At 45.2% G+C, this 12809-nt stretch carries 11 protein-coding genes; 6 read left to right on the top strand and 5 right to left on the bottom strand.

Features of this window, described 5'->3' with window-relative positions; all coding sequences use genetic code 11:
• Positions 1–21 precede the first annotated feature (21 nt).
• The gene (locus EL84_RS28225; RefSeq protein ID WP_047843857.1) at positions 22–600 is read left to right on the top strand and encodes a TetR/AcrR family transcriptional regulator; all 579 of its coding nucleotides are present in this window, start codon (positions 22–24) and stop codon (positions 598–600) included.
• Positions 601–755: 155 nt separating this feature from the next.
• Here EL84_RS28225 and EL84_RS28230 read toward each other — a convergent pair whose 3' ends face one another.
• Positions 756–1343 (bottom strand): imm11 family protein, encoded by a 588-nt coding sequence (locus tag EL84_RS28230; protein WP_047843858.1) that lies wholly within the window; start codon positions 1341–1343, stop codon positions 756–758.
• 629 nt (positions 1344–1972) lie between these two features.
• Between EL84_RS28230 and EL84_RS28235 the strand changes: the two genes are divergently transcribed.
• Together EL84_RS28235 and EL84_RS28240 are read left to right on the top strand one after the other, a co-directional pair.
• Positions 1973–2944, top strand: coding sequence for a phosphotransferase (locus tag EL84_RS28235; protein ID WP_082219148.1), 972 nt, complete (start codon positions 1973–1975; stop codon positions 2942–2944).
• A gap of 32 nt (positions 2945–2976) precedes the next feature.
• Positions 2977–3771, top strand: coding sequence for an ankyrin repeat domain-containing protein (locus EL84_RS28240; RefSeq protein ID WP_047843859.1), 795 nt, complete (start codon positions 2977–2979; stop codon positions 3769–3771).
• A 158-nt stretch (positions 3772–3929) separates the two neighbouring features.
• On the opposite strand, the gene EL84_RS28245 is transcribed toward EL84_RS28240, so the two are convergent.
• Together EL84_RS28245 and EL84_RS28250 are read right to left on the bottom strand one after the other, a co-directional pair.
• Entirely contained in the window at positions 3930–4967 is a 1038-nt protein-coding gene (locus EL84_RS28245; RefSeq protein WP_047843860.1) for an NAD(P)/FAD-dependent oxidoreductase, read from the bottom strand.
• 21 nt (positions 4968–4988) lie between these two features.
• The gene (locus tag EL84_RS28250; protein WP_047843861.1) at positions 4989–5375 is read right to left on the bottom strand and encodes a winged helix-turn-helix transcriptional regulator; all 387 of its coding nucleotides are present in this window, start codon (positions 5373–5375) and stop codon (positions 4989–4991) included.
• Positions 5376–5515: 140 nt separating this feature from the next.
• Here EL84_RS28250 and EL84_RS28255 point away from each other — a divergent pair, with 140 nt between their 5' ends.
• Positions 5516–5869 (top strand): DoxX family protein, encoded by a 354-nt coding sequence (locus EL84_RS28255; RefSeq protein ID WP_036668488.1) that lies wholly within the window; start codon positions 5516–5518, stop codon positions 5867–5869.
• A gap of 113 nt (positions 5870–5982) precedes the next feature.
• On the top strand, positions 5983–7944 hold the full coding sequence (locus EL84_RS28260) for an AraC family transcriptional regulator (RefSeq protein ID WP_051449582.1): 1962 nt from the start codon (positions 5983–5985) through the stop codon (positions 7942–7944).
• Between the two features lie 180 nt (positions 7945–8124).
• Here EL84_RS28260 and EL84_RS28265 read toward each other — a convergent pair whose 3' ends face one another.
• Together EL84_RS28265 and EL84_RS28270 are read right to left on the bottom strand one after the other, a co-directional pair.
• Complete coding sequence (locus tag EL84_RS28265; protein ID WP_047843862.1) at positions 8125–9558, bottom strand: exosporium glycoprotein BclB-related protein; 1434 nt, start codon at positions 9556–9558, stop codon at positions 8125–8127.
• Positions 9559–9592: 34 nt separating this feature from the next.
• Positions 9593–9952 carry a hypothetical protein gene (locus EL84_RS28270; protein ID WP_036617491.1) on the bottom strand — a complete coding sequence of 120 codons (360 nt, stop codon included), beginning with the start codon at positions 9950–9952 and terminating at the stop codon, positions 9593–9595.
• A gap of 887 nt (positions 9953–10839) precedes the next feature.
• Here EL84_RS28270 and EL84_RS28275 point away from each other — a divergent pair.
• Positions 10840–12780, top strand: a complete 1941-nt coding sequence (locus EL84_RS28275; RefSeq protein ID WP_047843863.1) for a carbohydrate-binding protein — start codon at positions 10840–10842, stop codon at positions 12778–12780.
• The last annotated feature ends 29 nt before the right edge of the window (positions 12781–12809 follow it).

Here is a 12809-nt window from a genome sequence, read left to right on the forward strand (position 1 = left end):
ATAATATGATATTCTGTGTGTATGCCAAAAATCGTGGACCATGAGAAGATGAAGAATATTATCGCTGAAGCTACTTGGAAAATCATTAGTGAGAAAGGCATTCATCATGCAACGTCAAGAACGATTGCGAAGGAGGCCGGATTATCACAAGGCGCTTTAAGACATTACTTTTCAAAACAAGAGAGTCTATTAGCGTTTGCAATTGAGTTAGTTAAGGAAAAGGTACTTACTCGAATAAAAAATCTGAATGCAAGAGAACTTTCGCCTCAAGAAAGAATTGTTGAATACTTGCTCGAACTAGTCCCGACGGATGAACAAACATTATTGGAAATGGAGGTTTGGTTTGCATTTGTAAGCTATGGAAAAACACAAAAAGGGTTCGACGCCAATTATGAGGACCTGCAAAACGCAATCAAGAACTGCATCATGTACTTGAAAAATGAAGGTCTTCTGCGTACAACCGATGAAGAGAAGGAACAAGAAAAACTGTATGCCTTTATGAATGGGATGGCTCTCAATTTGTATCTAGAGCCGGATAAGATAAATAGAACACGAAGCAAAGAAATGATACAAGACTATATCAATTGGATTATACGTTAAAGGAAAACTTGATGCATAGATCAGGGAGCTAAGTCAGCTGACCCGCGCCAAGCAAAATACACAAGAAAGTCCGGTGGCTACTGGGGAAAAATAAAGACTAAGAGCCCACGTTTTGCGCGGGCTTCTCTTTGCTTTCATTATATTCATGTAGCATTTTAGATGCTTTCATTTTCGACTTCTGTCACGTTCAGATTTAGCTTATGTTTTCGGCATACTTCGTAAAAATCTTTTGAAACAATAGGTTTGAAGATATTTATGTAATCCAGCATAAAAAATTCATGCTCGCCAATTCGCTCTTCATGAAGGCAGATTTGAGATACAACTTTGACGATCTTACGTGGAGGCTGTTGTACAGATGCAGCAATGACCGCTTTGCGCCCATATTCCGAACGTTCATAATCAAAAACATCCAAACGATCAAGCTGATGTGCAGTCCAATAGGTTTTTTCAACCGAACGACCATCGTGGTAACACACCGTTGTCGGAATAAACTGTGTGTTTGTTTTCGTTTCCTCCAATAGCATTTTAAAACGATCTGATACGTGTCTCGTTCCTGTGATCGTCTCAAAATAATCTACGTTCAGGTTACGCACCGTAGGCACTAACTCAACCTCTGCGGTTGTCCCCTCGGGCAACGGATTCTCTATCGCCAAATAATTCATATCTAATTGGGGAGTGAAGGTTGTTCCGCCACTAATAAACCCTCTACGTGGATATTGAGATTCCAGAAAATAATAGTTCAAAGAATGATGTCCCCTTCCGAATGAAGTGCATTTTAATCAATTATACGGGTCAAATAGCGATAAATAAAACACCATGACAAGTTAGATTCATCTTTTGTTGGTGTACTTTTTCATTTTTATAGACTACATAGAGGCCCACATCGAACGATGCGGACCTTCGTTAGGGTTATATTGTTTTAATGAATAGCGTTACTGAGGTTTGTTAAACCTTGTAGTCTTTCATAATCCACCATTTAAGATGTGCTAGATTCGTTAACGCATGGAACGAGGGGGAATCGATAGGAGTGAAGTACCTCCTTCCTTTGCATAGTTATATGGCGAATATCCATTATTTTAATAAATGCCTTGTTCCATAATAAAAGATGTTCATTGAAATGTAAGATGGCTTCCCAGCTTCTTAAAATCATTGGTCATATATTAGTCAATAGAGAGTCAACTTGCATGCAAAATAGGGGCCGGATCACCCACTAACGTGAGTACCCGACCCCTTGCTTTGATATACATATGAATATACAGACCTTAATCAACACTTTAACAGATCGAAAAGAAACAGTCTATATTTTTGGGAAAATGTTCTATATATTTAGGTTGCTGGCCGGTAAAATACAGTTGAAACGGAGTTTAAGTCGATGATGTCCAACAACCATCTTACTCGTGAAGAATTACAGGATTATGTGCAACATGTAATTGGCGCCAGTTACCTCATAACGCAGAGCGCAAGAATACATGGAGGTGCACAAAAAGTCATTTACAAAATTGACTGCACGAATGGTTTTACTTGTATGCTGTACGTTTGGGATATTTCCAGCAACTATTTTCAGGAAGAGATCTTGAATGAACCCACTTTCCACAGTTCCTATGGCAGCGAACTTTTCTCTTTGAATACTCGCTTTCTCGCTCAACATGGAATTCGAACACCAATCTTGTATGATCTAAATAACGATAGAGACCAGCACTCTTATGATTTTGCTCTTGTTGAGTATGTGGATGGACAGAAAGCCGAAGCGCTTTTCCAGCATAGAAATCACAAAGATCGGGATGAGTTGTTTCAACGGATCAGGGATATGTTGTCTAATATGCATGGAATCCAAAGAAACGTTTATGGAAACGCCAACGATTACAGCAAAAAGGCTGGGCCCTGCTACCAAGTTCAGCGGTTAGATGCCGAAACAGCCTTATCCTATGCATCCAAACACATGACAGATATAAGGAAAAATGACGAAAGGTTGCTTGAGAAACTTTACGAATTGGAAGCAGCAATTCAACCTAGAGATCTCTATAGTTTCATTCATGGAGAGTTAGGTCCGGATCATATATGGATAGATCATGCTATGGAACCATGCCTTATTGATATTGAGGGCGCAGGATTCTTCGATCTAGAACATGAGCATAGCTTTCTGGAGTTTCGATTTGGAGACTTTTATCATTACTTAAAAAATAACGATCTCGACCCGGAGCGGATGACATTTTATCGATTTTGCCATCACTTGTCCTTGATATCAGGAGGATTGAAACTGCTTCACAGACAATTCCCCGATCAGCAATTCGCTAGGGGGCTTGCAGAGTATCATGCCAGATGTGCAGTTCAAATGCTTTCATGAATATGGATATAAGCCTGGAAGGAGATTGGCGCATGGAGTTTATTCACGAAGATGAAAAACTTGCAGTCAGCGTTATTCAAGCCATTCACACTGGAGATATTCCAACGTTAGAGCAACTGCTTGCAGAGAATCCGGGATTGGCAAACATAAGAATATTGGAAAGAAAGCCTGACAACGTAGATGCAGACTCTAATATCTCTCGAACGCTGCTGCACGTGGTGACGGATTGGCCGGGGCACTTCCCTAATGGAGCGGATGCCGTGCGAGTATTGACCAAGTTTGGTGCGGAAGTGAACGCTCCTTTTGTCGGTCCAAACATCGAGACACCTTTGCATTGGGCTGCAAGCTCCAATGATGTTCAAGTGCTTGATGCCCTTCTTGATGCTGGCGCAGACATTGAAACGCCTGGCGCGGTGATCGCCGGTGGCACGCCGCTGGACGATGCTATTGCTTTTGCACAATGGGATGCAGCACGGCGCTTGGTTGAGCGCGGCGCGATCTTTGCCCTTTGGCATGCGGCAGCCCTTGGAGATATTCACGCCATACAAGAACATTTTAAAGGAGCCAAACTCCCGGAACGTTATCCTTGGGGAACAAGCATCTCCCCTTCTCCTCCCAATGCAGTAACCGTTGCTTTCTGGTGTGCTTGCCATGGAGGACAAAGAGAAGCAGCCGAGTACCTTCTTGACCAAGGCGCAGAACTGAACTGGATAGCCAGCTGGGATGGAATGACTCCACTAGACACAGCAAAACGCAATTTATCAACTGAACTGATCCCTTGGCTTGAAAGTCAAGGTGCCAAATCCGCTAGCGAGATTCACATGTAGATGAATAGCTAGCATGGAATTGCCAATCGCCAGCAGCTGCGGATACAGTTATGAGGAGAATCCGGTGGCTACTGGGGAAGTGTAGAAGACTCCAACAAATAAACACAACGAAAAGGAAATTGCCACTTGAGCGATGTCCTTTTCGTTGTGTGGTGATTCTAGAACCGTGAGAGGCGACAAGGGTCTAATTCATTTCTTGATTTGCCATCAATAATTTCACTTGCAGCCAGATTCGCAATCAGCGGCGCCAGCGTAATTGCAGAATGCATTACCGTCAGATAAAGTCCATTCATGTGATCATGGAAGCCCACAATCGGATAACCGTCTTCAGGCATGGGTCTCCATCCAACCTTTATGCTCTCCAGTTCCAATTGATTACCGTGCTTGAGACTGCGACGCAATGTGTCGTAAGCTCGCTTACCGACCGCCTGTGGTCCGTTTTCCTCCGACTCGTCGATATAATCTTCCGCAGCCAGCAGCGTATAATCTGTCAGTTGACGCGCTTCAAATTGCGCATTGGAGATTAATGTGTGTATCCGTTTATTAGCAGTTTTCATCCGAATCAGAATCGAAGGTGACGAAGTTATTGGCACGTGACAACCTAACGGGTTACAAAGTTCGGGTGTACCTGTTCCTGCAGCCAATACCACAACATCCGACTCCACAAAACCCTTGGATGTATGAACACCAACCAGATGGGAACCCTCTTGCTTCAGCTGTGTAACGTTGGTGTCGAACTGAATCTTTGCTCCGTACTCTTGCGCTTTGCTCAACAACAGCTCCGTTACCGCAATAGGGTCCACCGCACCTTCTTCGCTGACAAACATGGCTTCATCCGGATATTCCTTCAGATTGGGCTCCAATGCCTCAAGCTGCTCCCGGTTTAATTTTTGAAAGTGTTGCTCCCTTAGAGGCGGAGTGTCCCAAGTTAGCGCGCCATGCCAATGAATTTTCAGTTCGGACAACTCTTGCTGAAGTGTGTGATATTCTTCCACAGCTGCATCGTACAAATGCCAGTATTCAGGAGCCACTCTATGCGTCGTATGTATCCAGGCAAATGATTTTTCTGTGACTTCACGCGCCGCGGCTGAGTGCCGTTCAATAACCGTTACATCTTGATTTCGTTTGGCTAGATGATAGGCCATACACGCCCCAACAATCCCTGCACCAATGATCACAATTTTTTGTTTATTCAAAACTAACTCTCCCTTGTCACCCTATCCCCCCAAGGAATCGATTTTCCGAAGTTCGGATGGGTTTGCTCCTTTTTCGTCTTCTTCGCCGTACAGCTTCTCCATATGCTGCATATGGCCGGCTCCCCAGTCGCTCATTGTCTGGAGCACAGGTTTCATGAGCTGTCCGTACTCCGTAATCGAGTATTCGACCTTAGGCGGAATTTGAGCATATACTTCGCGATGCACAATATCGTGATACTCCAGTTCTTTTAACTGCTGGGTCAGCATTTTTTTCGAAATATCTGGAATGGCTTTTTGTAATTCGCTGAACCGCATTGTACCGTTGCTAAGCAGTCGTAGAAGAATCAAAGATTTCCATTTACCCGTAAGAATATCCAAGGCCGTTCCGAATTTGCAATATACCGTCATTCTTATTCCTCACTTTCTGACCATATCCGGGTATACTTTTGGTTACCTGGTTAGGTTTAAGTGCCTACTTCCAGATTGGGCCTTCTCACCTTAGTATAGAGGCAGATATTAAAATCGAGCAAGTGAGAGGATAAGAAAAGATGAATGTAACGTTATGGATCGTACAACTTATATTGGCGCTAGGTTTCGTATATTCAGGATGGATGAAAACCATTCGTATCGAGTCGTCAAAAAAGACCTGGGCCTGGGTCAATGATGTGCCAAAAAGTCTAGTTATTTGGATCGGTATCGCGGAGCTACTAGGAGCGCTGGGCCTTTTTTTGCCTTGGGCGCTGAACATCACTCCGGTGCTTACGCCGATCGCCGCAATCGCTTTGGCTGTTGTCACACTGCTTGGAATGCTGTTTCATGTTTGGCGTAAAGAGTACCGGGAGCTCAGCGTAAATATCTTTTTTATAGTTCTGGCATTGATCGTAGCCTTTGGAAGACTATAAAGGAAACGGGGAACGTTCTGGAAAGTGACAAAAAGCCACTAATATTATTATATAATAACCTCACCACATAAAAGGCTGGCTTCAACAGCTCATGGAAGGAAGACAACTCTCTATTGAAAGCAACCTTGAATGTACAAGAACACATACTCATCTGGAATTGTGCATCGCTCAAAATCATGGATGTACGACATATTGTCATACAAGCCGACGAGTGCGTACGTCCTTACCTGTTCCCTGCCAGCGCCTTTCTGTACGTAACGAATGGCAATGCAACCGTGATCTTAGACGGAAATGAGCATGCTACCAAACCATTTTATATGCTTCATGGGGGCAAAAACACCCGTCTGGACATCATCCCAACGGACGAATCCTTTCATTATTACCTAATTTTCTACAAAGCCTCCTTAGCGCTATCTGGCAAGCAGCATACACTTCAACAACCGGATCAACCATTGCCATTCCACCTCCAGTACGGTTTTATTCCATATCATCCTGCCATCCTCTACGAAATCACTGAGCGAATGCTGGGCGAGTGGAATAAACCGGGACGCTTGGAGCGACTCCATACCAAAACACTATTCTATCAATTTGTATATGAATTGCTCAGACAAATGGATCAACAGCAGGTAAGCATTGTTAGGCCTAACCTTGCTTCTCAGCTTATTCGCTATATGCAGGAGCACTACGCCAAGCCGCTGACGCGGGAAACCCTCGCTCATACATTCCATTACAGCGTCCCTTATCTGTCCAAGTACTTCCGACGTGAAACTGGCGCAAGTCTAATCGATTACTTAATCGGTATTAGGATGAACAAAGCAGTAACGCTGTTGCAAAAGACCGAGTTATCTCTGCAAGAAGTCGCTGCAAGCGTCGGATATGCTGATGTATCCTATTTTATAAGAATGTTCAAAAAACATACGGGAGTCACACCAAAGCAATTCAAGGATGAGTCCGGACAAGTGACAAAAGGTTCTTATCGTCCTATCCTTAGGCTTCGATCATCCATTGCTCCGCGTAAACTCCGTCGTTATATTGATATCAGAGATGATAATCATTATCAACATAGCGAAAAAGGAGATTTACGGATGTATAGAAGCAAACTACCTGTAGGAATTACCCTACTGTTGTGCCTAACTCTATTGGTTAGCGCATGTTCCAGGCCAGCAAACACGAATGGAAGCACTGGCAGTACGCAAAGTCCAACTGTAGGTGCAGAGAGTAATATCAGTAACACCACAAACGGAAGCTCGGAGATGGTAACCTATTCTGCGGTTAACGGTGAAGTACAAATCCCCAAAAAACCTCAAAGGGTAGTAATGGTTGCAGGAGCCTTTACCGGTCATTTGCTAGCTCTTGGCCTTAAGCCTGTTGGAACTGGTGATGAGTCCTTTAACAGTTATACAGAAGGAAAGCTCGATGACGTTGTCAACATCGGTAACGATGTACCCTACGAGAAAATCATGGAGTTGCAGCCGGATTTAATTGTCGTTTGGAATGACCCTGAAACGATCGAAAAGCTGTCCAAAATTGCGCCGACCGTCGCTGTTGAATATGGAATACCTCTACGGGAGCAATTGATGGATTTTGGCAAGATGACTGGTAGAGAAGAGCAAGCGAAGGCCTGGATCGCAGAGTGGGATGCTAAGATCGCTGAATATAAACCACTCGTGGAGCAAGCGGTAGGTGATCGCACGGTTTCGATTTTTGATACGGGAAGTGCCAAAGAATTTTATGCCTACGGGAGCTTTGGTAGAGGTGGAGATATTATTTATGGAGAGTTTGGCCTGAAGGCACCGCCGATCATTCAGAAGGAAGCCATCGATAGCGGCAAAGGTTGGGCCAAGTTATCACTTGAATTGTTACCACAATATGCAGGAGATTATATCTTTGTAAGTGGATGGACAGGTGATGAGAGTGGGGATTCCGTTTTTGAAGGTCCTATCTGGGATAACCTCCCTGCTGTCCAGAATAATCACGTTTATCGCGAGGAAAGCCGTGGCTTCGTGTTTAGTGACCCAATTTCGTTGGAAGCCCAACTTAAATTTGTCGTAGACAGCCTAACCAAAACAGAGTGAAATTGAGTAGGCCACGGTATGTACGAGGCGAGGAGCAATCCTCGTCTTTTTATGTTTTTGTATAGTCCTTATCTTTCATTTGAAGAGAGTTTGAAAACAAAAGCACACACATAAACAGGGACCTCTCACCATGTTGGCAAGAGTCCCTGTCTTTAAACTTGTTATATAGCCCATTTTCCGTTAAGTGATGGTAAGGCCGCCACTTGCATATCCCGCTACCGTTGTAGCCACATCAATTCCGGCTGTTACTGATGCTGAGAACACCATAAGCAGGCGGTCACCGGCAGATACCGGAATACTCAGTCCTGTAGTCACCCCGCTGGATATTGTGCCCAGTGCCAAAATGCCAGTCAGTGGAGGAGCTAAGGTTACCAATGCACCCGGTACAGCTGTAAAGGAGTTATTAGGTGTAGTGGATCGGAATAATTGTGCAGTTAAGGTTACTGTAGATCCAACCAAACTAAGTCCGGCTGTTGTGCTGAAATAAGCGGCCAGTGAAGTAATCGTTCCTGCACGCGATGCTGAGAAAGCAAAGTTAAGCAATGTGCCTGCAGCGCCTGTGAGATCAATAATTCCTCCGTTAACACTTACTCCGGTAGAACTGTTACCAAAACCAACTAAACTGGAAGTATTCAAAAGTCCACCCAAAACTGTAGTCAACACAACAGGAAGTCCTGATGCATAAGGAATAATTGTTCCAGAACCACTCGCACCCGTAGCCCCGGTTGTACCTGTTGCTCCGGTTACTCCCGTTGTACCTGATGCGCCTGTTGCTCCCGTTACTCCGGTCGTACCTGCTGTGCCTGTTGCTCCCGTTACTCCGGTTGTACCTGCTGTGCCTGTTGCTCCGGTTACTCCCGTTGTACCTGGTGCGCCTGTTTCTCCTGTTGCTCCTGTTGTACCTGCTGTGCCTGTCGCTCCTGTTACACCCGTTGTACCTGCTGTGCCTGTTGCTCCGGTTACTCCCGTTGTACCTGCTGTGCCTGTTGCTCCGGTTACTCCCGTTGTACCTGCTGTGCCTGTTGCTCCGGTTACTCCCGTTGTACCTGCTGTGCCTGTTGCTCCGGTTACTCCCGTTGTACCTGCTGTGCCTGTTGCTCCGGTTACTCCCGTTGTACCTGCTGTGCCTGTTGCTCCGGTTACTCCCGTTGTACCTGCTGTGCCTTGTGCTCCTGTTGCACCTGTCACTCCAGCTGTCCCTGGTGTGCCTGTCGCCCCCGTAGCCCCAGTTGCGCCTGTAGCTCCGTTGATGCTTGGGGTTTCACCCAGCAATTCGGAAGAAACCAAACGATGGGCTGTTACCAATGCGCCTGTGCTGCTCTTACCCCATACGGATACTTGCACAGGATCATTAACCGTCGCTGTTGTTGTAAAAGTAAACTCGAAGGCATCTAAATTGGCAAAATAGTTGTTGGTTACTATTTGATTAGGTGCGATGTCAAAAGACTCACTGACATACAGAACCCTCATTCCACCACTCATGTAATACCCTTGTATTTGTATGGTTGAGGTACTCACATCACTACGGTTATCAATTTTGACTGTAACTGTCTGAGTCGGCCTTACACCGCTAACAGCATTATTTTCTATTGGCCCTGTTGATAAAAAGCTCATCGCTACATCTCCTCTTTTGGGGATTTCTGATCTCCTAGATGTCATTAACTGTTTTTTCGTGCTCCACCACCCGGTGTGCATCTACCAATTGCCCAGAGGCTTGTTTGCCCCACACTGAAATCCCTACTTCCTCCACACCTTCCACGTCTGTTCCAAAAACAAACTCAAAAGCAGCTAAATCTGCAAAATAAGTTCTGGTCACTGCTTCATTAGGAGCAATACTGATTACTTCACTCACATACAGCGTTCTTGTTGTGCTTAGCACATACCCCTGAATGGATACTGTTACAGAGTCCACCTCAGCCCGACTTACCAATCTAATCGTTACCTGTTGGGTCGGTCTAACCCCGGAAACCGGATTGTTTTCAATCGGCCCAGTTGACAAAATAGCCATTTTTCCCATCCCACCTTTATGAACCTCTGACTCTAGCAGTATTTGGCATAAGCTCACTCGATAGTAATATTCAAACACTCAATCAACGGTGTGGACAAAACACAGGGGGCACCCCACCATTATCACTTAACAACCTTCTACGCTCAGGGCTTTAGCTATACAAAAACTGGAATATGTAATGCAATGTCAAAGTTGGTCAGCAAGTAAGAGTAGATTTTGTTATATAACCAGGATCGATTCCCGAAAAAAACGAAATGACCGTCCCCCTGGGAGATTCCAGGGAAACGGTCACAGCTTAAGACGTCTTTTTCTCGTATCTAACTCATGGGGCGAGTAAAGCTATGCTTGAAAGTGTAGTTTTATAGAATACGAGATCGTATTTTACCATCAAGCCCAATGTTAAACACATAGAATAATAATGGTCTTCTTCATCCTCTACTAAAAAATAGAAAAAGATTGTATTATCTTAAAATTGTGATATGATATCGTCAAGTTAATAAACATTTAAAAGAAAATATGAAAAATAATTACATTTAAATGTGACCAAATCTCTTTCTTCGCCAAATTTCAGTGTTCTAACCCATTTTATTGAAAGCGATTACAAAAAGAAACCTGACAGATTATAGCTTTTCTAATCGCACCACAGATGCAGGCTTACTTCGGGTTATAGCCACTCCCCTTGCTGCCGTGACCACATACCCGGTGCACAGGTTGTCTGGCTTAAACCATATATGACAACATGAAGACTTATCCTAACAGCCAACCTAACCATTATTTCAAGAAGGGGGTGACATGAGGAAAATCTTTTCGTTTTTTCGGCATTTCATCATCTCAGCTATTCTGAATTTCAGCTCACCAACTAATCCAATCTCATGGAGGCGAAACGTATGATTCGTAAACCGCTAGTTTTGTTGTTGTCGTGTCTGTTAATCTTTGTCACCCTGCCCATGGAATCAAGCCATGCAGCCAATGCAGCCGTTGCCAAACTTCCTGGAAACTCTAACCCCCTCATCGATCATAAACTGGGAGCCGATCCTTATGTGCTCGTCCATAACAATCGGGTCTATGTCTACATGACAGGTGATGCATATCTGTACAACAGTGACGGCTCTGTCCGAGAGAACCAGTACAGCACGATTGGGAAAATTAACGTCATCTCCTCAGCTGACATGGTGAACTGGACAGACCATGGTTCCATCCCGGTAGCGGGTGCGAATAATGCCAATAATGGACAAGGAATTGCCAAATGGGCTACTCAGTCCTGGGCTCCTGCCATGGCGAAGAAAACCATTGCTGGCAAAGAAAAGTTTTTCCTGTACTTTGCCAACTCGGGTGGAGGTATTGGCGTACTCACGGCTGATTCCCCCATTGGACCGTGGTCCGATCCAATTGGTCGTGCCCTCCTGACTCACGGTACACCGGGTATGTCCGGCGTAACATGGCTCTTTGATCCGGCTGTACTTGTCGATGATGATGGCTCTGCTTACTTGTATGCTGGAGGCGGCATCCCGAACGATACCAACGCTGCTTCCATTGCCAATCCCAAAACAGCTCGGGTCATTCGTCTCGGTGCCGACATGACCAGTGTGGTGGGCAGTGCTGTGACTATTGATTCTCCTTATATGTTCGAAGATTCTGGCATCCACAAGTATAACGGCAAATATTATTACTCCTACTGCATCAACTTCGCGGGAACACACCCCACTGCATATCCAAAAGGTGAGATCGGATACATGGTCAGCGACAGCCCGATGGGGCCTTTCACGTATAAAGGACACTTTCTGAAAAATCCCGGCACGTTCTTCGGTGTAGGCGGCAATAACCACCATGCCGTGTTCCAATTCAACAACGAATGGTATGTGGCGTACCATGCGCAAACGGTAAGCAAGGCATTCCTCGGTGATGGTAAAGGGTACCGTTCCACACATATCAACAAACTGACACATAATGCGGATGGAACAATCCAGGAAGTTCAGGGGAATATGACAGGTGTACCTCAGACCACTAACCTCAACCCGTATGTCCGCGTGGAAGCCGAAACCATTGGCTGGCAAGCAGGAATTAACACTGAACCGAGTCAAGCGAGCGGTGGACCTGTAGCCAATCAGAATGTCACTAATATTCATAACGGGGATTGGATCGCGGTTGGCAATGTTGATTTTGGCTCAGCTGGAGCCTCCAAGTTCAAGGCCAATGTCGCTTCTACCGGAAATGGCAACATCGAGGTTCGACTGGACAGTCCGACAGGCCCACTAGTTGGAACACTTAACGTAAGTTCAACTGGCGGTTCGCAAACTTGGCGCGAGATGGAGACCAATGTTACCAATGCTACAGGGGTGCATCGTTTGTATCTGGTGTTTACAGGCTCGGGCAATGGAAATCTGTTCAAACTGGACTACTGGCAGTTCACATCCGGTTCGGGCGGCAACCCTAACCCAAACCCAAATCCTAATCCCAATCCAAACGTTACGCGTTACGAAGCCGAGAATATGACTCTTGGCGGCCAATACGCTGGCGTAATCAGTTCCCCTTTTAATGGAGTCGCTCTTTACGGGAACAATGACTATGCAGCATACAATCAATATTTTGCATTCCCAACCCATCAATTCTCTGTCCGCGGCGCTTCCAACAACAATAATACAGCTCGTGTTGATCTGGTCATCGGGGGTGTAACCGCTGGTTCTTTCTACTTCACGGGAACGGAGCCGACCGTTCAAACCCTCACCGGCATCACTCACGCTACAGGCAATCAGGAAATCAAGCTGGTCGTAACAACGGATAACGGCACTTGGGATGCTTACATTGATTATCTGGAGTACTCGCTTTAATTCCTAGGACATGATCAATTGGGAGGATA

This window comes from Paenibacillus sp. VT-400 (assembly GCF_001029205.1).
Taxonomy (GTDB): Bacteria; Bacillota; Bacilli; order Paenibacillales; family Paenibacillaceae; genus Paenibacillus; species Paenibacillus amylolyticus.